Origin of the sequence: Candidatus Poriferisodalis sp. (assembly GCF_965208555.1) — a bacterium.
Taxonomy (GTDB): Bacteria; Actinomycetota; Acidimicrobiia; order Acidimicrobiales; family Poriferisodalaceae; genus Poriferisodalis.
Genome location: NZ_OZ242342.1, coordinates 533,885 through 557,940 on the forward strand (window position 1 = coordinate 533,885; position 24,056 = coordinate 557,940).

A 24,056-nucleotide genomic window follows, 5' to 3' on the forward strand; every position below is an offset into this window, starting at 1 on the left:
TCGGTCAGGCGGCGGGAGGGCGGACAGCCACGCCAGCGTCCATCAGTGCGCGCTTGGCGTCGGCAATCGTGTGCTCGCCGAAGTGGAAGATCGAGGCTGCGAGCACGGCGTCGGCGTTGGCGACGAGGGCGCCGTCCACCAGGTGCTGCAGCGTGCCAACCCCGCCGCTGGCCACCACCGGTATGCCCACGGCATCGGTGACCGTCCGGGTGAGCTCGAGGTCGAAGCCTGCCTTGGTGCCGTCGGCGTCCATGGACGTCAGCAGGATCTCGCCGGCACCCAGCTCGGCCACCTTTCGCACCCAGCCGAGTGCGTCGATGCCGGTGTCTTCCCGGCCGCCTTTGACGTAGACGTTCCAGCTCGCAGTGCCGTCGGCGCCGGTCCCGTTGGATTTCGCGTCCACCGACACAACCACGCACTGGCTGCCGAACTCGTCGGCGATCTCACGCACCAGCTCGGGCCGCACGACTGCCGCCGAGTTCACCGACACTTTGTCGGCCCCTGCGCGCAGCAGTGCCCGGGCGTCGTCGACCGAGCGGATTCCCCCGCCGATCGTGAACGGGATGAAGACCTCTTCGGCGGTGTGCCGGGCAAGCTCGATGATGGTGTCGCGTCCGTGCGCGGACGCCGTGATGTCCAGGAAGACGATCTCGTCGGCACCCTGGCGATCGTAGGCAGCGGCCAGTTCGACAGGATCGCCGGCATCGCGCAGCCCGAGGAAGTTGACCCCCTTGACGACCCGGCCGTCGTCCACGTCCAGGCACGGGATGACCCGCACGGTCTTCATGAGGCACTGCCCCGGGCCACCACCACGGCGGCGACGGGCGAGATCGCGCCGTCGTGGAGTGCCTTGCCCACGATGGCGCCGGCGAGCGTGTGCCCATGCGGCGAGCGCAGGTCGCGCAGGTCGGCGATGTCGGCCAGGCAGCCCACCCCGCCGCTGGCGATCACCGACATCGCCGGGGGCCGCTGGGGCGCGTCCAGCACGTCCCGCAACCCGGCCAGGTCGCTGCCGCCGCCCATCCCGTCATGGGCGATCTGGGTCACGATCACAGCCTCGGCGCCGCTGCCGGCCAGCCGGGCGAGGGCATCGCCCAGGCTCACCCCGCTGTGATGCTCCCAGCCGCGGGTGGCCACCTCGGTGCCCCGCACGTCGAGACCGACCGCGACGCTGCGGCCGACCGATGCCAGCTCGTCGACAAGGTCGGGGTTCTCGACTGCGGCAGTGCCCACGACGGCGCGGCTGATCCCTGCGTCGAAGAGTGCCTCGGCGCTGTCGCGGGAACGCACCCCGCCCCCGCATTGCACGCGCACGCCGGCGTCCCCGACGGCAGCACAGACGGACTGGATCACTCTGCGGTTGCTGTCGTCGGCAACGCCGGAGCGTGCCGCGTCCAGGTCGACCATGTGAATCCAGCGAGCGCCGGCTTCCGCGAACTCGTGCGCGACCTCCACCGGGTTGGCGTCGTAGCGCACCTCGCGGTCGTAGTCGCCCTGCAGCAGGCGCACGCAGCGCCCGCCGCGCAGATCGATGGCGGGATACAGGTCGAAGCTCACCGGTGGCACCGGTCCGCCGTCACCGCAGCAAGAAAGTTCTGTGCCAGCCGCTTGCCGGCATCGCCGGACTTCTCGGGGTGGAACTGGGTGGCCCACACCTGGCCGCGCTCGGTGACGGCGGTGATCGGCGTGGGGTAGTCGCATGTCGCTGCCACGAAGCCGTCGTCGGTGTCGGGCGCGTAGCTGTGGACGAAGTACATCCAGGCGCCGCCGGTCAGCCCGGCCAGCAGCGGGCAGTCGGGTCGGCGCACATCGAGGCGGTTCCACTGCATTTGCGGTCGCACCATGCCGTCGGGCAGGAGCCGCACGGTGCCGGGCATCACGCCGAGGCCCTGCACGCCCGGTGCCTCCTCGGAGGCATCGAACAGCATCTGCATGCCGACGCAGATGCCGAGGAACGGGCGCCCGCTCTCGATGGCCGCCAACGCGGGCTGCTCCAGGCCCGTGGCGCGCAGCTGCGTCATGCAGGTGCCGAAGTGGCCGACGCCGGGCAGCACCACCCCGTCGGCGTCGCCGATGAGACCGACATCGGCAGTCAGGCGAGCATCGGCGCCGACCCGTTCGAGCGCCTTCTGAGCCGAACGCAGGTTGCCGATGCCGTAGTCGAGTACCGCGATCAGCGGCGGGGCGCTGTCGCCGGTCACCGACGGCCCATCAGTGCGTCGGTCACAGGACGCCTTTGGTGGAGGGCAGCACGTCGTCGGCGACACGGATGGCGTCGTAGAAGGCCCGCGCTGCGCCCTTGAAGCTGGCCTCGATGATGTGGTGGGTGTTGCGGCCCCGCAGCATCACCAAATGCAGGGTGATGCCGGCCGACATCACCAGGCCGCGCCAGAACTCCTCGCAGAGCTGCGGGTCGAAGGGCGGGTCGCCCAAAATCTTCTCGCCGGGCGGCTCGATGTCGTAGTGCAGGAACGGCCGGCCGGACAGGTCCAGCACCACCTCCACCGCGGCCTCGTCCAGCGGCACGACGTAGGAGGCGAAGCGGCGCACCCCGGCCTTGTCGCCCCAGGCCTGCCGCATCGCCTCGCCGAGCGCGATGCCGGTGTCCTCCACGGTGTGGTGGGCGTCGATCTCGAGGTCGCCGACGGTGCGCAGCTGCAGGTCGAAGCGGGCGTGCTTGGCGAGCTGGGCGAGCATGTGGTCGAAGAACGGCAGCCCGGTGGAGACGTCGGTCTGACCGCTTCCGTCCAGGTCCAGCGTCAGGTCGATCTGGGTCTCTTTGGTGTTGCGCTGCACAGCGCTGACGCGTTCGAGTACTGGACGAGCAGTCATGGGAACCTCATTATCGCGAGACAACTTCCGACAGCGCCTCAAGAAAGCGGTCATTCTCGGGCGGTGTTCCCACCGTGACCCGCAGGCAGTCGGCCAGCCGGGGCCAGCCCGAGCAGTTTCTCACCAGCACAGAGCGATCCACGAGTGCTTGCCACACATCGTCGCCGCTGTGCCCGCTGGGGGTCGTGCGGAACAGGATGAAGTTGGACTGCGAGGGCCAGACGTCGAGACCCAGGCCAGCCAGCGCGGCTTCGATCCGATCTCGTTCGGCCACGATGGCTGCAACCCGCTGTTCCATCTGGTCGGCGAACCGTAACGCCACCCGCCCGGCGATCTGCTTGAACGTGTCGACGTGGTACGGCAGCACCACCTTCTCGAACTCCGCGGCCATGCCCGTGGGCACGACGGCGTAACCCAGGCGTGCCCCGGCCATAGCCCACGTCTTGGAGTAGGTGCGCGTCACGACGAGGTTCGCCGGGCCGCCGGCGTCGTCGCACAGGTCGACAGCGCTCCAGTCGGCGAACTGCCCGTAGGCCTCGTCGACCACGACGAGGCCCAGCGCGAGCTCCAGTGCCCGTTCGAGCACCTCGAGGCGCTCGGGCGTGCCGGTGGGGTTGTTGGGCGAGCACAGGAACACGATCGACGGCTGGTGCCGCTCGATGACCCGCTCCAGTTCGTACACGCTGACGCTGCCGTCGGCATGGCGCTCGCCCTCGACGACGGCGCATTGGGTGCTGCGCGCAATCTGGCCGTACATCGCATAGGTGGGCTCGAAGGTGGCGACGCTGCGGCCTGTTCCCCCGTAGGTCAAACACAGCGTCTGCAGCACTTCATTCGAGCCGTTGGCCACGAAGATCCGCTCAGGGTCGGCGCCGTGCAGCGCCGCCAGGTCGGCCCGCAGCACGCTGGCCGTGCGGTCGGGGTAGCGGTGCCACTCGACGCTGCGCAGCTCGGCGGCGAGCGCCTCGGCGAACTCGGGCGGCGGCCCGACGGGCGCCTCGTTGGTGTTGAGCCGCACTTCGACGTCGATCTGCGGCGAGTGATAGCCGTCCAGCAGGCGCAGGTCATCCCGTACTGCGGGCTTCATGGCCGCACTCCCGATGCGGCCCACTCCTTGCGGCGAGACACCGAGGCGGCGTGCGCCCACAGCCCCTCGGCTTCGGCGAGCTCGGCCACCGCCGGCGCCAGCCGGTCGAAGCCCGCTTCGGTGACGTCGACGACGTGCATTCGCTTGGCAAAGTCGCCGGTGCTCAGCGCCCCGGCGAAGCGGGCGGTGCCCGCAGTGGGCAGCACATGCGACGGTCCCGCGACGTAGTCGCCGACTGACGCCGGTGCCCAGGGGCCGACGAACACCGCGCCGGCGTGGCGGATGCTGCCCACGAGCTCGGCTGCGTCCTCGCACATGAGCTGGAGGTGTTCCGGTGCGACGAAGTTGGCGACCTCGGCAGCGTGTGCGGGTCCGTTCACGAGGCACACGAACCCGTCGGCATTCAGCGTGGCCAGCGTTTCGTCTCGGCGAGGCGAGAGCTGGACGATCTCGCTGATTGCATCGCAGACGGCATCGGCACAGCCGGCGTCCCAGGTGACCAGCCAGGCGCGCCCGCCGGGGCCGTGCTCGGCCTGCAAGACAACGTCGGTAGCGGCGGCTGCCGGCGGGCAGCTCGCATCGGCGATCACGACGATCTCCGACGGTCCGGCGAATGCGGCTGCAACGCCCACGTCGCCGGCGACGAGCTGCTTGGCCGTCGCGACCCAGGCGTTGCCCGGACCGGCCACGACGTCGGCGGGCCGGATCGTCTCGGTCCCATAGGCGAGCGCAGCGATAGCTTGCACGCCGCCTACCCGGTGTACTTCGGTGACGCCGCACAGGTGCGCCGCCGCGAGCACGGTCGCAGGCAGGCTGCCCTCGGGTCCTGGCGGCGAGCACAGCACGATGTCGTCTACTCCGGCGGCACGGGCCAACAGCACCGTCATGAGCACCGTGGACGGGTAGGCGGCGAGACCGCCCGGCACGTACACGCCTGCCCGGTCGACCGGCTGGTTGATCGAGCGCACCGTCACCCCGTCGCTCTCATAGGTGTGCCCAGCGGCAGCCTCGGCTCGGTGGAATTCCAGGATCCGCCGGTGGGCAGTCTCCATTGCCGACCGCAAGCCGGATGGCAGGCCCTCCCACGCTGCAGCGAGTTCTTGCGGCGGAACCAGGGACGAGGCCAGCTCGACGCCGTCGAAGCGAGCCGTGAGCTCCCGAACAGCAGCGTCGCCGCCGTCGCGGACCTCGGCGATCAGCTCGCGAACCGTCTCAACAGGCACTGCGTCACCCATCTGCGGGCGCGGCAGCAGGTCGGCCAGGTCATCACCCGAATCATTGCCGTGACCCCGCAGGTCCAGCCGCTTCAGCACCGCGCTGAGGGTACCTGCGCCCCTTCACGCCACTGCTGCGATTTTCTGTGCCGTGCCGCCCATGTAGATTATTTGTAGACATACCTGTCCACTCGCGAGGTAGCGTGGCTGCATGGACTCGACCACGATCCGTGTTGACCGTGACACTCACGCCCGCCTTGTCGAGATGAGCCGTTCCAGCGGCGACAGCATCACCGAGACGGTCCGCCAGGCCGCAGACGCGCTGCGTCGCCTGCGATTCGGGCTGCGCATCCAAGAGCAATACGCCGAACTGCGCAGCGACCCCGCAGCTTGGGCCGACTACCTGTCAGACGCCGAGACGACCCACGTCGACGATGGCGTCAGTTGACGAGATCTGGCTCACCGACTTCGGCGACCCATATCCGAGCGAACCCGCCTCGCGCCGGCCGGCGGTCGTGCTCGGGCCACCGGACTTCTTCGGCTCCGATTTCCCGATCGTGATCGTTGCGCCGCTCACTACGTCGCGTCGAGGCCTGGACCTCCACGTCGAGGTGCCGGCCAACCAGCACACGGGCCTGCGGGAGACGAGCTACGTGCAATGCGAACTGCTGCGCTCCGTCAACGCTGCGCGCCTTTCGCACCGGCTCGGAATCATCGACATAGAAACGAGCTGGCACGTCCACGAGATCGTGAGGACCCTGCTCAACCACCCGTAGCGCCCGACGGCACCCAACTGGCGTTCAGCGTCTTCGAATACCAGGGCGGCCGACCGGTCTTGGGCGAGTCGAACATCGCCGTGTACGACTTCGGCACCAAGAAACTGAGGGAGATCACCGAGCTCGACGGCGATGAGATCAACCCTGACTGGTCGGCCGACGGGCAGTTGATCCTGTTCAACACCTTCGAGATGGGCAACCGGTACAGCCGGATATTCGTGACGGGTGCCGGCAGCCCGTGAGGCGCCGACGGCGCATGCAGCGACCTCGCGGTACCGTCGATTACTTGATCGCCGCCGAGCCTGGCCTCGGCCCCTGACAGCCACGCTGACGCTGCATGGGGAACATGTCGCGCATCGGCAGTGAACGCCGACTACAACACCGAGCAGTCGTCCGACTCCCACGACCCGAGTCCAAGAACACGGGTCCAGGCCAGATCTACGAGCAACTGGACGCAGCCAGAGCCGAGGAGACTCAGTGGGCCGACAACAAGGCCCGCAGGATCATCGACTCGCTGCGCATGCGCCACTTGAGTCGGGCGCGTCTGACAGGCCCACGGCCTCTTATGGAGAGCGATAGACGGCACTCAGGTCGAGCCGGGCCCCGCATTCCAGATAATCCGGCACATCCGCAGAACTAGGCAGCTGCATTTCCGGCCAGCCTGCGGTGGAGCCGAACCCGTCGGTGCTGGTGTCTGCCCGAGCAATTGTGGTGGCCATGGTGTTGGCGCCGCAGGCAATCAGTTCGCCCGTCGAGACGTCAAATGCCCACGTCACTCCGGAGAAGCACGCCAAGTGTGCTGGCTGTGCCGTCACCAGCAATAGCGAACCCGCGCGTACGGTCTGGACTTCCCATCCTGGGCTGTTTGGCCACGGCGGCGAACGCACCTGCAACGAACCGGCTTCAGCGATGCTCACTGTGTCGCCCGACAAGGTGACCGGGACATCCAGGCGTCGATCCCCGATCGCAGCCGCGAGAGCCGGCGAGGGGTTCTCTGTCCACACGGCGCCATCGTCGGCCGTTACCCGCACTGCATTCGAGATGTCGCCGACTTCTAGCGTCCCGTCGTCATGCACAAGTGCCGTCGTCATGCCGACGCATTCGGCCGAGAACTCTTCTGGCAATGCGATGGTATCGAGCGGCGTGCCGCTGATACAGCGGTCGTCGTCAAGCGCGAGCCCCGTGTAGATCAGTGCCCATCTGACTGGCTGATCCGGATGCGCATCCCGATGAGGGTTATCGGGGTTGATGAGGGGCATGAGTTGCACAAGCACGGCGAATGCGATGCCGCTCGTCGGCGATTCGAGTTCGTCGGAGCTCGCCCATTGCACGATGCCGTCCAGCGCGTACAGCTCGTCGGGAACCATGCGATACCCGCAAGGCGGCGTTCTCGGGCGCTGCTGCTCCTCATCGCTATTGCCGGGTGTCGACTCAGGTGACTGCACCGATGAGTCCACGGAATCCGTCGGCTCGCTGCCGAGCGGATCCGCGCCCGATGGCGACGTCTCTGACGGCTCGGCATGTGCTCCGGCTGCTGGAACAGTCATGTCGGCCGCAGCGCCATGCGTCGTTGCGGAATCTTGCTCGCCGTTTATGCCCGCGTCAGCCTCGGGTCGACCAGTCTCGAGCGCCGGCTGACCCGGCGCAGAGCAGCTCACCGCGGCGAACGCAAGGCACAGCAGCGGTGCCAGAACGCGCATCACTACCGCTCTTCTTCTCGTGTCTTGGGACTAGGTGCGTCGTGCTCCGCCGACGGCGTCCCGAGCACCGGTTCCCAAGGCGTCGAGGTGCAGTCGCCGAGACCTCGGAGCGGAGGCACGCTCCTGAGTTCCGAGGTCGAGTCAATCGCGACTGGCAGCAGCACGCTCGACGTGCAGCTCACCGCTGACCCGGTCTGCACGTCTTGCACGGCGGTCCAAGGCAGTGTGCAGAAGCCTGTCCAAAGCAGCGTCCCCACCGACCACACCGCGTAGTCATCGCTGACACGATCGAGTCTCAGCGAGTGAGTCGGACCTGCTCCGGATCCCTCTTCGCTGTCTTCTTCCGCCGACGGGACATCCTCGGACTCTCGCAACAGCAGCTCGGCCTCAGTTCCGTCAATCTCCAGCAAGGGGTCGAGTCCCTGACTCAGGAGATAGTGCTGTTCGCCTGCATCGTTCTTGAATCTGACTACCTCGCTGCCGGCGTCGAAACCGGCAGCGACGAATCCCAACGAAACCAGCGGCTGCACATCCTCACCCAGAGATTGCGCCCGATCTGACAGCTTCCCGTCCAGCGAGGAATGATCCTCCGTGCTGAATCTGTCCATCGTCAGCGGATAATCGGATCCGCGCAACAAGCGCCACGACTGATTCGGGCTTGTCAACAGCGGGTAGGCAGCATCGCCCCAAGGCGCCACGAACGAGCCCGCTATCCACGGCGCGGTCTGGTGATCGTGTCGCAGCCTGCCAAAGAAAACGTACTCATCGCTGTAGCCGAGGTGGCTGCCCCCGTACGGCACCAGGCAATTCGCCGTGCGCAGCCCCAGTCTGAACACATCTCCATCAGGCAGCCCAAGGAATGTTCCAGAATCGTCCACGATTCCTGCGAATGGCCAGGCTGGAGCGGCGGGGGAGATCGTCGCACCCCCGGCCCGACCATCGGAGCCGGCCGAAGCCGCAGGCAACCCGGCCGACACCACGGCCAGGACAATGCAAGCAAACGCCACACCAAGACCAAGACGTCTCATGACCATCGACCTGCCGAAGCTGCCCTCATGCGACTGGAGCAGCCGCGAAGTCTCCGTACCTGTAATGGCCCGCTCTTTCGTTCGCAAAGCCGTGCATCATGATGTAGTTCAAGAAGAGCCAGTAGTGAGAGCTGTACGTTTCCGGCGCCAGGCGCTCCATTCCTAGGTCAGACATGAGCGTCATGTAACCATCTCTGGCCTTGTCGTCGTAACCCCCGTCGTGAACGCCAAGTTGGTCCTCGTCCCCACTCAGCCGAACATCAGTGAACGCCTCTACACAGTCCTTTATGAACTTCACATGGGATGACTTCCCGAGGTTGAGACCAACACATGGCCCATCATCCACATGAAAATGATTCCAATGAGCACTATCGTGATTGCGATTGAGCACGGTGCCAAAGTACTTTCGCAAACACGCCTCTACCGCGACCATGCGACGATATGCGGCAGTACCGGATTGCACATCGCTTCGGCCGCGACAAGGCCGCGCTGCACGTCGTTGAATCGGACGTTCAAGGGTAGCATCATTCCAGCCAATCCAGGCAATATCTATCGCGCGATCGTGGTAGTGCCAGCTCCTATTGACCCGAAAGGTGGAGCCGTATAGATCCACTTGCCTCAACCACTCCAATTGCCTCGCTGTAACTCGCTTGGGATAGACGGCTGTACTATTCCCCCGCGAGCGTCCTGGCACTGGGACTGCCGTATCATCGATGAAGTCGGTGTCAGGATAGACAATCGTAGTCGATGTGTCACCGTTCGCATTATTCTGAGCTTGCGACACCGAATCACGCAGTCTTTGCCTGACGTCGCTCTCATACAATGTGACAGTCTTCCCAGCAACGACACGACTGAATCGGAAGTCGAAGCGCGAAACACCGATGTGGCCGATGACCTCTAATCTGCCGTAGCCCGTGCCGTAGCGCGACGAGAACCAGTCGAGATTGGCGAGACAGTTGTTCAGGACCCCTTGCGTGCACGGATCTAGAACGACCGCCGCAGGCGGTGATACGGTATAGTCCCTGAAGTCTTCTGAGTTGTTATTGTCATCGAAATCGGCGCTACAGGCTGTACCCGAAAATCCGCGTAGATCAACATTCAGATTTGTATCTGGATGGCTAAATTCATACCGGCCCTCTGCAAAAGGTACCGGAATGATCGTGTCGGGTGCTGTCACCCCACAGACGTGTTCACATTTGTCATCAGCCATATGCTCGTTCTCCAATCAACAGCTGGCTGCAGTCCACAGTCATTTGCTACGCAGTCGGTTCATTAGCATCACCTATCCGGGCGAGACAATCACACCACCTAGTTTGCCCACCGGAGCCGCCATCGCAATATCTTGGGCTACTTGATGAGAGACGAGTAGTGCATCGGCTATGGACATGAACTCATCGCCGTGCTGAAATAGTCTTGTTTCAGCAATACCGCTTTCCTGCAGCACGCCGACCGCCACTACCTCACCAACTTCACTGTCGATAGGTTGCACAGCGTATATCGCTGCGTCGTCAAGCTCAAAAGCAAGGCGTCCTCGGTCGTCCATAGCTCGCGTTCCGTGTCTATCCGAAACTATGACTATGTCGCCCCATCTCGCGCTTGCTACGCCCCAAATGAGACCGTGGTCAATAGGCAAAGTCCAGCTTCTGTAGACGGCGTTGCCTCCTAAGGCGGACCGCGCATCCAAGAGCCGCGCTTCATAATTTGAGTCAGCTGTGTCAGACGACTCAAAATGGTCTAAGGCAAGTGAACCCGTGCGCTCCAAGACACCAGCTATCGAGCCACCGGTACCATCTGTGAACGATACGTCGGCAGCTGTCCACCGTCTGAGATCCTGTGTGGCGATTACGGAGGCCACCAACTCAATCGGAGTGTAAAAGTGCGCTTCAAACTCCGGAATACCGGGCTGGGAGGCTAGGGCCACCGCTTCCGAACCTGCATGACGCAACAGTTCAACGATGTCAGGACCGGCTTGGTAATCAATCGGATCTCCGTCAACAAATGCGTGTCCGCCAATGACGAGCGTATCATCAACGACACCCACGCAACGACTCGCGAAGCCAGCTGGTGCATCAACCGGGTATTCTGCACCCGCAGTTTCTGAACGCAGCACTATGCCTGACCCATCAGCGGCAGCACGCAAGGTCAACAGTTCGTCTCCCCAGACGGCTGCGTCCACGAAGCCGGGTTCAACTTCGACGACCTGTACGCTAGTCGCGCCCACATCGGGCAACAGCGTGGTGGTCTGCAATCGAGCTGCCGTATCGGAATTTCCTTCTGAAGCGCGACCTAGTAGGCCCCACCCAATAAGCCCCGACGCCCCCACGGCTCCAGCAGTACTGCTAGCGATCATGAGAAATCGGCGGCGGCTCATCCGACGGGGGTTGGCAGAAGCAGATTCTGAGGTATCCGCGTCACGGTCCTGGGTCATCATCGCTCCCAACTGTCGTTATCGGAGGCATACGCAAAGGCTCGATTCCTCAGGCTTCAAGACGACGTCTGAATCGCCTTGATGTTGATCGTGTGCCCGATTTGGCTGTCGGGCGGTGTAAGGGTGGCGGCGGAGATGACGTAGACGCCCTGGGCGAGCGTCGTCTGGATTCTCGAATCGCTCTCACGGCCGTCGAGGTACAGGAATCCGGCCTCGCTGGCGGTGTCCCAGGCGTCGTCATTGACGACAACAGGAGTGGTGCTCAGGTCGACGTGCAGGAGCCCGGTGTCGATGGGGTCGGTGCTGCCGCGCCACAGGGCGAGGTGCGTGTCTCGGTCGTCCGATGAGAGTCGGATGGTGACATCGGCCGAGGAAGCTGTGATCTCGAATACATAGAATTGGGTACGCCGTCGGATGCTGTTGGCGACGTTGTTGACAGCGGCGTTGCATGTCGCGCTCGCGGGCCAGAGGCTGGTTTCGAGGTACCAGCGTCCCAGCCGCAGCCGTGAGATGCATGCTGCAGGTACCAATCGCGCCGGATGGCCAGTTGTCGCGGGGGTGCGGATGGTGACGCGATAGCCGCTGTCGGCCGTGCACACGCTGTCACCGGCAATGACGACGGCGTTGCCTGGCGGGCAAACCGTGCCGCCCGGGCGATAGCTGGTCGCAGCGTGAGTGGCGGTGCTTCTCCTCGCTGTGTTGGCGCCGCGTGTGCCTCTGCTGGCGGAGCCTGACGCGGTTTCTGTTCGGGGCACGGCGATGTCGAGTTGGGCAGCGTAGGTGCCGACGACTGCGTCGCTGACGGTGAGAGTTCCCGACCCGCCACCAAATGTGAGGGTCACCAGTGCGCCGATCTGGGCCCTATCGGGCGCGGTGAGTACGGCATTGGTGGGGGCGTAGTTGAAGCGGAACTCCGTTCTCTCGCCTTGTACGACGTGCATCGTTGTGCTGATGCCGCTGACGGTGACTGCTGACACGGCGAGGTCGTAGCCGCCGGTGTCGCTGGCGGTGTGTGTGGTGGCTTCGATGGTGTATGCGCCGGCAGCGAGGTCGATGCCTGTGAGGCGCGAGTTCGTGCGCAGGGTGCCGCGGTCGGCCCCGACGTCGTCGTTGTGGTGCAGTGCTGCGGCTGTTCCGTTGGGGCTGTGGCCGTCGAGCAGCACCAGGTAGGTGTTGAGCGGGGTTCCGTTGGACGCCGCTGACTCCAGCTCAATGGTCACCCGAGCCGGCTGGGCGAGCCGGAAGGTGTGCCGCCGCGCGTAGAACACGTCGTCGCCGGGGTTGTCCTTGCGCCGGGTCGAGGTGCATGAGCTGTCGGTGGTGATGGTGCCTGAGCGGGTGACGGCGCCGGGCCGGAGCGTTCCGAGGTGATCCGCGCATGGCTCGACGATGGAGAACGTCACGGTCTGTGTCGTGGGTGCTCGGTTGGTGGCAGTGCAGGTGACGGTCACCTGTCGTGTCGCGGGCGCGGTCAGCGGCACGCTCAGCGTTCTGGCTCTCCCGGCGCCGGCTGTCACGGTGCCTGAGGTGGAGGTGCACACTGCTCTGGCGGGCCTCACGGTGAAGGTGTCGGTGACCCGCCCGGCGCCGGTGCCGGTGCGGGACTGATCCGCCAGGCCTGTGATCCTGACCGCATTGCGGCATGACACCGCCAGCCGCGCCGTGCGGGAGCCGGCACCGGGCAACGACGCCGTGGCGGTCACAGTGCCCGCCGCGGTGCAGCTCAGCGTCGCGGTCGCCGTGCGATGCCACGTCGTCGAGAAGTCGAACCCGAAGCTCGGCGAGGCCACGCCGGGGTCCTGGCTCGCGACCGTCACGCCGCCGCCGGCCGACCACGCGACCGTCAGGCCGTTCTGCGGCGACGATGCGTCGGCGGCGACGACGAACGACCGGCCGGGCGCCATCGTGCACTCATAGGCCGCGTCCACATCTGACGGCGTCGTCGACGCCCGTTCGCAGCGGCCCCCCTCCACCGCCCGCACGGTGAGCGAGTCGATGGCCTCTCGGGCTGTGAAGCGTGCAGTGGCGACGCCCTCGGGGCGGAAGTACACATCGCAGCGAACCGTGACATTGCTGCTGGCACCAGCCTCGAGGCTGACCGTGAGGGTGCGCTCGGCGCCAGTGCTAGGTGTGATGGCACCCGCTGTTGTCGTGCACGGCGCGTGCGGCGGATCGACGGTGAACGTGTCGGCGACACGGATGATGCCAGTGCCGTAGGCGGCGGTGTCCTCCAGGCCCGAAACGAGCACGCCGAGGCGCGTTTCGACGCGCAGGTCGTAGTAGCCGGTATGCCCCGCCAAGCTGGTGGTGGCCTCGATGGTGTACTTACCCGGGCCGAAGGTTTCGCGGGACAGGCGACTGTTGCTTGTACGGGGCCTGGAACTGTCGTCGTCGTTACGGGAATGCACCCGGCCATTGGTCCCGTGCCCGTACAGCAGCAGCACATAAGTGTCCAAGGTGCTCGAGTTGGATGCCGAGGAGTTCATCCAAATCTGCACGTCCGCGGGACGGTCCAGAGTGAACGTGTGCCGCCGCGCGTACTGGTTCCAGCCGCCGGAGTAGCCGCCGCGCTGAGCGGATATGCATCGGGCGTCCTCAGTGATGACGCCAGTGCGAGTAATCGTGCCGTGAGAGAGCACGCCCAAGGGATTGTCGCAGGGGTCACCGAGCGCAGCCATGAACGTCGCCCGAGCAGTCACCGGCGCGTGGCCAGGCGGCGTGCAATCGACCTTGACCCTGGCGGACGCGTCCGCGCCCTGCGCGACCGCGAGCGCAACACTCACCGTACGATCCCCGGCAGCGCCGCCGCGGAGCGTCTCGACTGCAGCAACGCCCGCTGTCGAGACGACAGTGCAGGGCGCGCTAGCGGGGGTCACGGTAAACGTGTCGGCGACGCGGACAGTGCCGACGCCAGCGGCCGCGGTGTTGTCGAGGCCGGTGATGCGGCCTTGGTCCTGACAGTCGATGCTCACCGGGGTAGTGCGGGTGATCCGGTTGGCGCCCGTGCCCGCGGTGGCACTCAGCGTGACCGTGCCGTCGGCCGTGCAACGGGCGACCACGCTGCCGGTACGGCGCCATCCGGCTGCGGCGCCGTCCGGGCCTTGCACGACGGTCAGTGCGCCGACACGCTCGGAGCCGATGGTCACACCCGACGCCGACCAGTTCATTTTGATGTCGCTGACCTTGGCGTCAGCGAATGCCTGCAGGGTGACTTGGTGCTCGTCGGACAGGACACAGCGGTAGCTGCGCGGTGAGCTGGCGGGCACCGTCTCGCATGCGTCGCCCCAAACCGTGAGCGTGAACGGCTGGTGTGCTCGCAGCGTCGCTTTGGCCACTCCATCAGGGCGACCGGTAGCGGCACAGGTGACCGTCACGGTCGCCGAGGATTCGACCGTGAGGCTCATCGACACGACGCGCTCGTCGGGGTCGCCGCCGGTGGGCTTGGTCACGGTGGCGGTGCCCACTGTGGAGGTAGGCGTGCATTCCGCAGCCACGGGCTCGACGGTGAACGACGCAGACAGCGTCAACGTCTCGCCCGTGACGCCGTTCTCGGTGACGTCGACGAGGTCCTTGATCTGCACCGGGGTGTTGCAGTCGAGGTCGAGGCGCACCTTGCGGGTGCGCGCCCCGCTGCCGGTGCCGAATCCAGCGGTGAGGTCTGCGGTGCCGTCGGTGGTGCACTCAAGGGCTATGCGGCTGGACTGCCGCCAGCCGGTGTCGAGCTCGTCAGGTCCTTGGCGGGCCAAGATCTTGGGATTGTCGGGCTCGTCGGGGATCGTGACGCCGTCGGCCACGGTCCAGGCATGGCTGAACGACGTGGCTCCCGAACGGGCGGTGGCCAGTACCCGCAGGCGGCCCTCCGGCTGCACGGTGCAGTCCCACAGGTCGTCGATGCCACTTGGCGGGCTCTCCTCGGAGGCCTCGCAGCTGCCGCCCGACAGCGTCGTGACCGCAACGGTGTCGCGCACTGCGGGAGCGTTGATGGTGAGGGTGTAGCTGCCGGTGTGCCAGGGGTGCCAGGTGGTTGCCTCGACGGTGTAGGTGCCCTTGGGGAGCGCGACGTCGGCGAGCCGGCTGTTGAGGCGATTCGCAGCCAAGTTGCTGTTGTCGTTGTTGTTGAAATGCAGCCGGGTGCCGGTGCCATCGGGCTCGTCGCCCGAGAGCAGCAACAGAGCGACGTTCACACCTGGGCGGGCCGCAGGCACGCCCTCGAGCACGAACGTGACCGTGGCCGGGGCATCGAGACTGAAGGTGTGACGCCGCGCGTACCAGGTGCGCCGATCTCCGGGCTTGCGCCGCAGCGACTTACACGCCGCATCTGCGGCGATGGTGCCGCTGCGGGTGGTGACGCCCTCGCCGAGCTCGCCGATGTCGTCCACGCAGTGTGCGGCGGGATGGGGGCCGCAGGTGATGTCGAGTTGCACCTTGTAGATGTCGACGCCAGCGGTCACCGTGACTGTGACCGTGCCGTCGTCGGTGCAGGTGACGCGGGCGGTGCCGGTGCGGGTGTAGACGATCGGGGTGGTTGCGAAGTCAACCGCAGTGGGTGTGCCCGCTGACGCCTCGGTGACAGTCACATCCGAGGTGGCGGACCAGCCAATCAGCGGTGTCGCGTGCGCTCCGCGGGTTTCGGCCGACACACGGAGGGTGACGCTCTCGCTGACCTCGCAGGCGTAGCGGGCGTCGACGCCGGTCGGCAGCGACTCGGTCGATGCCGCGCACGACCCCCCGCTGAGCGCTGTGGCAGTGACGCGGCTGACTGCTTGCCAGAGCGAGAACTGCGCTCGGGCTGTGCCGTCGCTGTTGCCGTCGTTGGAGCAGGTCACCACGACGGTCGCCTGTTCGGGTCCGGTCATCCGCTGAGACACCCTGCGGTTGCCGCCTGTCTGCGCGAAGACCGCTGCTGGCGCCGTAGCAGCGCACCGTGCCGTGGCGGGCTCGACGGTGAACGAGTCCGCTAGGACTCGGCTGCCGTTGCGGACTTGGGTCACTGGGTCGAGCCCGATGATCTTGACGGCCGGCAGATCTGGCGTTGTGGTCACTGTCAGCGTGAACGGCCCGGTCTGGCGCGGCGGCTTGGAGGTGACCTCGACCACATAGGTCAGTCCCGGCAGCACCCGCACGTCGGCGACCCGCGAGTCGGTGCGGCCCGCGGTATGGCTGTCGTTGTCGCTGCCCAGCACCTCGGCGGCCGACCCGTTGCCGTGCAGCACGTAGAGATAGGTGTCGACATCGGCGGACGTGGAGTCCACGCTGACCCGCGATGCAGCGGGCACCCGGAAGGTGTAACGCCGCGCGTAGTTGGGGGCAGAGGACGTGCCGCGCTTCCACGACAGGCAGTCCGCGTCGACGGCGATCGTGCCCGAACGAGTGACGCTGCCGTGACCCAACACGCCCAGATCCGCGGTGCAGTCATCGAATCGCACAAACTCCGCTGTGGCCGTCGCAGGCACATATTTCTGTGTGCCGACGGTCGCAGAGCACTCCATCTCGACGGTGACGGTGCCCGTGGCAGTGCCCGTCACCGTCACCCACACCCGATGTGTCGAGCCCCGCACCGGCGACGGCGTCACGATCGCTCTCGCTGCGAGCCCTGAAGTGACCGGCGTGCACGTCGCCGACGCTGGTGACACCGTGAAGTCGTCGGTGACGGTCTGCGTCGAGGCTGCGTTGCCGTGGAGCCCGGCGATGGTGACCAGCGGCCGGCAGTCGATGTTCACGAGGCCGACGTGAGCCTCTTCGTCATCCAGGGTTGTCACCACACGTGCGGCACCGTCCGCAGTACAAGTGAACTTCGCCGTCGTGCTGCGCCGGTGCTTGCCGTCTCTCTCGGTGAACGTCTCCTCGCCCTCGGTTGCCTCCGTGAGCGTCAACCCGCTCGTGCGGCCGTCTGCCGGCCACGACAGCGACATGCCGTCGGAGGCGTCGGTGGCAGTCACCACCACCGTGAGGCTGCGGCCCTTGCCCATCCAGCAGTCCCACCGGTCGTCCACGCCCTCCGGCAGCATCACCGACTCGTCTGACTTGTCAACGATGGCGCAGTCGCCGCCTGAGGTCGCGTCCGCTGACACGTCCTCGACGCTCACGGCCGCATTCAGCGTCAGATCCGCTTCCACCGTCGTGGGCGCGTAGTCGCGCGTCGCGCTTTCCGCCGAGCAGGTCACCTCCACGGTCACCATGCCCGACAGAGCCGTGAAGCTCGCAGCGACGGTGCGAGTCGGCCCCGAGTCGTCGGGGAACGACAGCATCGCGTCCGAATCGGAATCGGTCGTGACCGAGCACGATGCCCACGATGGCGTCACGGTGAACTCCTCGCTCACCGCGATCTTCCCCGTCTCGCCACGCGGCCGGGTCTTGGACGCATCGTCCAAGTCGGTGATCTCGACCAGCGGGCGGCAGACCACGCCGAGGCGACCGGTGTGCGCCACGATGCTGTCCACTGAGGACTCCACCGTCGCCGACCCGTCAGACGAGCACTCGATCGTCGCCGTCGAGGAGAGGTTGTACACCACGGTCTCGCCCACGACGTCGGCCTGCACTGTCCCCTCGTCGTCGTCGGGCACCGTCACGCCGCCTGTCGTGTCGTCGTCAGGCCACTCGATGCCCAGATCCGCGTCCAGGCTCGTCGCCGTCGCCTTGACCTTCAGTTGGCGGCCGATGCCCATCCAGCACGCCCACGCATCATCGAATCCAGCCGGCGTCGAAGAAGCCTTCGGGCACGCCCCGCCAGAAGTCACCGTCACACCGACAGAGTCGACGTCCGCGCTGAACGCGTACGACGCCTCCACAGTGGTGGGCGCATAGTCGTCCGCTTCGCACGTCACCGACACCGTCACCGTGCCCGCCGCCGATGCCGACACCGACAGCTCGCGCTCGGTGCCCGAGTCGTCGCTGAACGTCGCCGTGGACGGCGAGCTGGTGCACGACACCGAAGCGGGCGTGACCTCGAAGTCATCGGTCAGCGTGTCACCGACGATGCCGGCGCCGCCGCCGAGACCGGTGATCTCCACCAGCGGACGGCAGTCGACACCGAGCCGGCCGGTGTGCGCCACGATGCTGTCCACCGAGGACTCCACCGTGGCCGACCCGTGATCAGAACACTCGATCGTCGCTGTCGAGGCGAGCATGTAGGTCGTGATGCCGAACTCCGAGCTGGTCTGCACCGTCCCCTGGGAGCTGCTGGGCACCGTCACGCCGCCCGTCACCGTCGGCCACGCCAAGCTCAGATCCGCGTCGCTGCTCGACGCCGTCGCCTTCACCTTCAGCTGACGGCCGATGCCCATCCAGCACGCCCACGCATCATCGAACCCAGCCGGCGCCGAAGAAGCGTCCGGGCACTCCCCACCCGACATCACTGACACGCCCACCGAGCTCACGTCTGCACTGAACGCGTACGACGCCACCACCGTGGTCGGCGCATAGTCGTCCGCCTCGCACGCCACCGACACGGTCACCGCGCCCGTTGTCGAGGAGGTAACCGACAGCTCGCGCTCGGTGCCCGAGTCGTCGCTGAACGTCGCCGTCGACGGCGAGGCGGTGCACGACGCCGAAGCGGGCGTCACCTCGAAATCGTCGGCCAGCGTGTCCCGCACAATCCCAGCGCCGCCGCCGAGACCGGTGATCTCCACCAGCGGACGGCAGTCGATGTTCACCAGCCCTACGTGGGCCTCTTTGCCGTCAAGCGTCGTCACCACGCGGGCGCTGCCGTCTTCGGTGCACGCGAACGTGGCCGTGTTGCTGCGCTGGTGCTTGAAGGTGATGTCGCTGAACGACTCGTCGCCCTCGTCCTCGGTGAGCGACACGCCGCTGGTGCGAGCGTCCACCGGCCACGACAGCGACAGGCCATCTGAGGGGTCGGTAGCGGTCGCCACCACCTTCAGGCTCCGGCCGATGCCCATCCAGCAGTCCCAGCCTTCGTCCACACCGTCCGGCAGCGCCGCCGCAGCCGTCTCGCAGTTCCCTCCCGATGTCGCCCGCACCGAAACGTCCTCCACGCTCACCACCGGGTCCAGCGTCAGGTCCACCTCCACCGTCGTGGGCGCATAGTTCTTCGCAGCGCTCAGCGCCGAGCACGTCACCTTGACCTCTACGGTGCCCGAATCAGCCGAAATGCTCGCCGCCACGGTGCGCGACGTCCCCGAGTCGTCGGGGAACGACAGCACCGCATCCACGCCAGAATCCTTCGCGACCGAGCATGACGCCCACGACGGCGACACCGTGAACTCGTCGCTGACCACCACCGCTCCCGACTCGCCACGCGACCGGGTCTCAGACGCATCGACCAGCCCGCTGATCGTCACCACGTCGCGGCAGTCGATGGTCACCAACCCGACATGCGCCTGCGCGCCATCCAAAGTGGTCACCACACGAGCGCTGCCGCCTTCAGTGCAGGCGAACGTGGCCGTGTTGCTGCGCTGGTACTTGCCAGTGATCTCGTTGAACGACTCGTCGCCCTCATCCTCAGTGAGCGACACGCCGCTCGTGCGAGCATCAGCCGGCCACGACAACGACAGCCCACCGGAAGAATCAGTCGCAGTCGCCACCACCTTCAGGCTCCGGCCCTTGCCCATCCAGCAGTCCCACGCGTCGTCGACACCCGTCGGCGTCGACGACGCCGCCTTGCACTCCCCGCCCGCTGTTGCCTTCACTTCGACGGACTCCACGACTGCCCTGAACTTGTACGAGACCGTCACCGTGGTGGGCGCCCAGCCGGTCGCATCGCATGTCAACGCGACCATTGCCGTGCCTGGCACCGACGCAGTCACCGACAGCTCGCGGCTGGTGCCGGAGCTGTCGCTGAACGTCGCTGTTGCCGCGATGCCCGACACCGCGGTGGTGCACGTCGCCGAGGCGGGCGACACCGTGAAATCGTCGAGCAACGTGTCGCCTACGACTCCTTCGCCGCCGTCGAGCACAAAGGGGGGCACCGGCGGCTGGCAGTCGATACCGACGCGGCCGGTGTGCGCGACGGTGCCATCCACCGAGGTCTTCACGGTGGCCGACCCGTCAGCAGAGCACTCGAACGTCGCCGTCGAGGTGCGGCTGTAGGTGGTGACGGTGCCCAGCACGCTCACCTGCACCGTCCCCTGGGTCGCCGACACCGACACCCCGCCCGTCGCCGCGGGCCACGCCAGGCTCAGGCCGCTGTCGGGGCCCGACGCGGTCACTTCGGCAACCAGCTCGCGGCCCTTGCCCATGTCGCAGTCCCATGCCCCGTCGAAACCGTTCGGCGGCGTGGTATCGGTGTCGCACTCGCCGCCCGAGGTCACCACGAGTCCCACCGAGTCCACGGTGATCTCCTCGGCGGTGAAGTTCTCGGTGTCAGCCGCTGCCACATGGCCGGTGCGGGTGCAACTGACACGCACCCGCACAGTCCCGGTACCGGTGGTGGTCACCGACACCGTGCGGCTCGAACCCGAGTTGTCCGACAGCGTCACGGTCGCCGAGATCCCCGACGAACGCGACGCAGTGCATGACGCATTCGACGGCGACACCGTGAAGTCGTCGGTCATCGCTCCCGCACCTGTGCGGGTCGCCCCATCGAAACCGCTGATGGTCACCAGCGGTCGCGCCGTGAACGTCGCTGTGTCCGACGCCGAGGTGTGCCCCGTCGCTGTGCATGTGACCTTCACCGAGGCCTCGCCGGTTCCCGTCGTGGTGACCTTGAGCGCTCGCGAACCAGACGTGTCGTCGGTGAACTCCAGCGCCACTGAGATGCCCGATTCATGCTGTGCCGAGCACGAGGCGCTCGTGGGCGACACGGTGAAGTGGTCCGTCATCTCGCCCGGGCCGTTGCGCGACGCGCCGCCGAACCCCGAGATGGATACTCGCGGCCGATTCGCCGTGAACGTCACCGTCTGACTGTCAGAGGCATGGCCGCTGCGGGTGCAGCGCACTCGCACGTCCACCGACCCGGTGCCCGTCGTGGTCACCGACACGGTGCGACTGGAGCCCGAGTTGTCGGTCAGACTCACGGTCGCTGAGATGCCCGACGAGCGCGACGCAGTGCACGACGCATTCGACGGCGACACCGTGAACGCGTCGGTCATGGTGCCCGCGCCAGTGCGGGTGCGACCCGACAAGCCCGAGATCACCACTTCGGGGCGAGCAGTGAACGTGCCGGTGTCGGTGGCGGTCCGAAAGCCCGACTTGGTGCAGCGTGCCTCGACCGTCACCGACCCCGTTCTGCCCTCGGTATCCACCGTCACCGTGCGCGTGCTGCCGGTACCCGAGATCTCCACATCCGCGGCGATTCCCGACTTGCGCGCCGCGGTGCAGGTCGCGTCGTCGGGGGACACCGTGAATGAGTCAGACACTTCCCCGGGACCATCGCGCCGGTCGCCCCTGAACCCGGTAATCACCACCACGGCGTTCGCCGTGAAATCGGCCGTATCGGAGTCCGCCGTGTGGCCGCTGCGAGTGCAGTTCACCTCCACGGTGACGGTGCCCGTACCGGTGGTCGTTACCGTCACCGTGCGCGTCGAGGTACCCGCACCCGAAATCGACACCGTCGCGTCAATGCCCGAATCTCGCTCAGCCGTGCACGCCGCCGACGACGGCGACACCGTGAACGAGTCGGTCATCGCCCCCGCATTGTCACGCGACGCGCCGCCGAACCCCGAGATCGACACCCGCGGCTTACGGGCCACGAAGTCAGCCGATGCCGACGCCGACCGGTAGCCGCTGCGCGAACACGTCAGCGTCACCGTCACCGTTCCCGTGCCCGCCGTCGTCACCGACACCGAGCGATCCGTGCCCCTGTTGTCGGTGATCGACACCGACGCCGAGATTCCTGATCGGCGCGCCGAGCACGAAGCGTTCGACGGCGACACCTCAAAGTCGTCCGACATCGCGCCGGCTCCGGTACGCGAATCACCGTTCCAGTCCGAGATGGAGACTGCCGGCTGGTCTTCGCACGAGATCGTCAGCTTGATCTTGTCGGTGTCAGACCCATCCTTGGCCGTCAGCGTCGCCGTCCCGTCCCGCGTGCAGCTCAGCGTGCCGGTGTTCTCGCGCCAGTAGGTGGTGACACCGAACAGCGTCTCAGTCATCAGCCGGCCCTGCGACTCGGAATCCGAGACACCGCCTGTGCTCGACCACGACAACGTCAACGAGTTCCGGTTGCTGTTCGCCCTGCCCACTATCACCAGCGACGTGCCCTCGGTCATGTCGCATTCGAACGCGTCGTCGAAGCCTGACGGCGTCCTGACGTCGGAGCACGATCCACCCGACGACACCGTGATCGAGATGCCCGTCACGTTCGCGCCGGCGGGCTGAGGCAACCCGAGCACACCGGCGACGGCGCCGACAACCACTAGTGCGATCACCGCGCAACGGGACACAACCACCCGACCAGCCACCATCGACCCCCACCGACTCCCCAACAACAAGACCGCCAAACGCGTGCGGCGCTGCACAGCGTGCGAAGAGTAGTCGTTCTTCTTCTATATGGTTACGCATCCGATTCGGCCTGGTTGGCCACCGAACCTCAGGCACGCCGTCGAACCGAGCTGCGGCTGTGCGGCCATAAGTCGACGTGCCGAACCACGAGGGAGCCCCGCCAAGTGGACGCGACCGACGAGACAGCGCCGGCGGAAGGAGCACTCGCCGCAGAGCCGAAGCGTCATCGCCGCCGACTCTCCTCCTCGGTGCGACGGGTGCTCCTCGCAGTCCTCGGCGTGCTGCTGCTGGCTGGCTCTGTCGCCGGCTTCTACCTGACCGCCGACGCGTTCGACGAACGCATACGCGTCGTCGTTGCTGCTGCGCCTCTCTCTCAAGGCCAGGTGCTGTCGCCCGGAGATCTCACCGCTGCCGAAGCCCACCTAGGCGACATTCCCTATATCGAGTGGACTGCTGACGCGGCCGCGGCCCTCTCGGGCTTCGCAGTGTCGGACCACATTCCGGCCGGCGGGCTCGTCGGGCCGCACATGCTCGTGCCGGCTTCATCCGAGCCGATCGGCGACGAGCTTGAGGTAGTAGTCCCCCTTGATACGGCCCTTGCGCCCTCGGGTGCATTCGAGGGCGATCTCGCGCTGCTGATCGACCCGGGTGTGACGCCGTCCGGCGACGGGCCGGGCAGGCCACGTTCGGTGATTCGGCCGCTGGAACTACGAGGCTTCGACGGCTCGAGCGTGCGCCTGTTCGTACCGCCAGAGGAGTGGGTGTGGTGGCGCGCGCTGCCGAGCGCGCTGGGGGCGACCCCGATGGCGTTGCCGGTGCCCCTCGGAGGCGACGCCGCAGATCTGACCGATCGCCTCGACACGCTGTGGGCTGCCGAGCACGCGGAGGCAACCGCGGCGCTGCACCCCTTCGGCGAGGACTGGCTGGACGAGGGCGCGCCGGGCGAACTCGAGGTTCTGGTGCCGATCGACACGAGCTTGGCGCCCTCTGGAGTCTCCCGGGGCGACTTGGTGCTGCTGGTGGACCCCGGTGCTGCAGCCGGAGGCGGGTCTGCCGGACGGCCTCGGGCGGTGTTGCGGTCCGTGGTGCTCGAACACTACGAGCCGGGCGTGCTGGGCATCTGGGCAGAACCCGAGGAATGGGCCTGGTGGCATGCGTTGCCCGTGCGCCTCGGCGCGGCGCCGATGGTGCTGCGGGTCGCGTCGGGGACTGACGTGAGAGACGTTGCTGAGCGGCTGAATGAACAGTGGCGGTCGCAATGGCAGCAGTCCCAAGCGGACGGCTCGGCGGAATAGGTCCGTTGTGCCGCTGCGCGCGAGACGCCGTCGTCGGAGCACGGCGCGCCATCACCGAGCGCAGAAGGCCGTTCGGCTCGACCATGACGCCATCGCCGAGTTGTATGCGCGTGATCCGTCGGCTCACCTGGTCGTGCTTGTGGCATCGCCGGATGCCGGCCACGACAGTGGGTCTGTTGCCGTTGCCGTCGCCCGCAGCTGGGCGCTACATGGCCGTGACGTGCTCTTCGTCGATGCAGATGCATCGGGGTCGGCGCTCGCTCACCGCCTCGGTGAGGCGACCCGAGCCAGCTTCT

At 66.7% G+C, this 24,056-nt stretch carries 16 protein-coding genes; 5 read left to right on the top strand and 11 right to left on the bottom strand.

Annotated elements, in window-relative coordinates:
• Window positions 1-4: 4 nt before the first annotated feature.
• Genes hisF through hisD form a run of 6 tightly spaced genes read right to left on the bottom strand, consistent with a single transcriptional unit; the run spans window position 5 to window position 5,232 of the window.
• On the bottom strand, window positions 5-787 hold the full coding sequence (gene hisF, locus ACOGXE_RS02520; RefSeq protein ID WP_419932376.1) for an imidazole glycerol phosphate synthase subunit HisF: 783 nt from the start codon (window positions 785-787) through the stop codon (window positions 5-7).
• Entirely contained in the window at window positions 784-1,557 is a 774-nt protein-coding gene (locus ACOGXE_RS02525) for a HisA/HisF-related TIM barrel protein (protein ID WP_419932377.1), read from the bottom strand. The genes hisF and ACOGXE_RS02525 overlap by 4 nt, the downstream gene beginning before the upstream one ends.
• A complete protein-coding gene (gene hisH, locus ACOGXE_RS02530; RefSeq protein ID WP_419932378.1) occupies window positions 1,554-2,201 on the bottom strand; it encodes an imidazole glycerol phosphate synthase subunit HisH in 648 nt (215 codons plus the stop codon). The genes ACOGXE_RS02525 and hisH overlap by 4 nt, the downstream gene beginning before the upstream one ends.
• A 22-nt stretch (window positions 2,202-2,223) precedes the next feature.
• Complete coding sequence (gene hisB / locus ACOGXE_RS02535) at window positions 2,224-2,832, bottom strand: imidazoleglycerol-phosphate dehydratase HisB (RefSeq protein WP_419932379.1); 609 nt, start codon at window positions 2,830-2,832, stop codon at window positions 2,224-2,226.
• 10 nt (window positions 2,833-2,842) lie between these two features.
• A complete protein-coding gene (hisC, locus tag ACOGXE_RS02540) occupies window positions 2,843-3,919 on the bottom strand; it encodes a histidinol-phosphate transaminase (RefSeq protein ID WP_419932380.1) in 1,077 nt (358 codons plus the stop codon).
• Complete coding sequence (gene hisD / locus ACOGXE_RS02545; protein ID WP_419932381.1) at window positions 3,916-5,232, bottom strand: histidinol dehydrogenase; 1,317 nt, start codon at window positions 5,230-5,232, stop codon at window positions 3,916-3,918. Before hisD ends, hisC begins: the two co-directional genes overlap by 4 nt.
• A 112-nt stretch (window positions 5,233-5,344) precedes the next feature.
• On the opposite strand from hisD, the gene ACOGXE_RS02550 reads away from it, so the two are divergent.
• Genes ACOGXE_RS02550 through ACOGXE_RS02560 form a run of 3 tightly spaced genes read left to right on the top strand, consistent with a single transcriptional unit; the run spans window position 5,345 to window position 6,151 of the window.
• Complete coding sequence (locus ACOGXE_RS02550; RefSeq protein ID WP_419932383.1) at window positions 5,345-5,581, top strand: hypothetical protein; 237 nt, start codon at window positions 5,345-5,347, stop codon at window positions 5,579-5,581.
• The gene (locus ACOGXE_RS02555) at window positions 5,568-5,909 is read left to right on the top strand and encodes a type II toxin-antitoxin system PemK/MazF family toxin (protein ID WP_419932384.1); all 342 of its coding nucleotides are present in this window, start codon (window positions 5,568-5,570) and stop codon (window positions 5,907-5,909) included. The genes ACOGXE_RS02550 and ACOGXE_RS02555 overlap by 14 nt, the downstream gene beginning before the upstream one ends.
• A gap of 59 nt (window positions 5,910-5,968) precedes the next feature.
• On the top strand, window positions 5,969-6,151 hold the full coding sequence (locus ACOGXE_RS02560) for a hypothetical protein (protein WP_419932385.1): 183 nt from the start codon (window positions 5,969-5,971) through the stop codon (window positions 6,149-6,151).
• Window positions 6,152-6,472: 321 nt separating this feature from the next.
• Here ACOGXE_RS02560 and ACOGXE_RS02565 read toward each other — a convergent pair whose 3' ends face one another.
• From ACOGXE_RS02565 to ACOGXE_RS02585, 5 genes are all read right to left on the bottom strand, one after another.
• Window positions 6,473-7,276, bottom strand: a complete 804-nt coding sequence (locus tag ACOGXE_RS02565) for a hypothetical protein (RefSeq protein ID WP_419932386.1) — start codon at window positions 7,274-7,276, stop codon at window positions 6,473-6,475.
• A 335-nt stretch (window positions 7,277-7,611) separates the two neighbouring features.
• Window positions 7,612-8,487 carry a hypothetical protein gene (locus ACOGXE_RS02570; protein WP_419932387.1) on the bottom strand — a complete coding sequence of 292 codons (876 nt, stop codon included), beginning with the start codon at window positions 8,485-8,487 and terminating at the stop codon, window positions 7,612-7,614.
• A 175-nt stretch (window positions 8,488-8,662) separates the two neighbouring features.
• Window positions 8,663-9,847, bottom strand: coding sequence for an extensin family protein (locus tag ACOGXE_RS02575; RefSeq protein ID WP_419932388.1), 1,185 nt, complete (start codon window positions 9,845-9,847; stop codon window positions 8,663-8,665).
• Window positions 9,848-9,919: 72 nt separating this feature from the next.
• Window positions 9,920-10,885: a hypothetical protein gene (locus ACOGXE_RS02580; RefSeq protein ID WP_419932389.1), complete on the bottom strand. Its 966-nt coding sequence runs from the start codon at window positions 10,883-10,885 to the stop codon at window positions 9,920-9,922.
• Window positions 10,886-11,121: 236 nt separating this feature from the next.
• Entirely contained in the window at window positions 11,122-22,116 is a 10,995-nt protein-coding gene (locus ACOGXE_RS02585; protein ID WP_419932390.1) for a hypothetical protein, read from the bottom strand.
• A 37-nt stretch (window positions 22,117-22,153) separates the two neighbouring features.
• Here ACOGXE_RS02585 and ACOGXE_RS02590 point away from each other — a divergent pair, with 37 nt between their 5' ends.
• A complete protein-coding gene (locus tag ACOGXE_RS02590; protein WP_419932391.1) occupies window positions 22,154-22,342 on the top strand; it encodes a hypothetical protein in 189 nt (62 codons plus the stop codon).
• 287 nt (window positions 22,343-22,629) lie between these two features.
• Complete coding sequence (locus ACOGXE_RS02595; RefSeq protein WP_419932392.1) at window positions 22,630-23,760, top strand: SAF domain-containing protein; 1,131 nt, start codon at window positions 22,630-22,632, stop codon at window positions 23,758-23,760.
• Window positions 23,761-24,056: the final 296 nt, after the last annotated feature.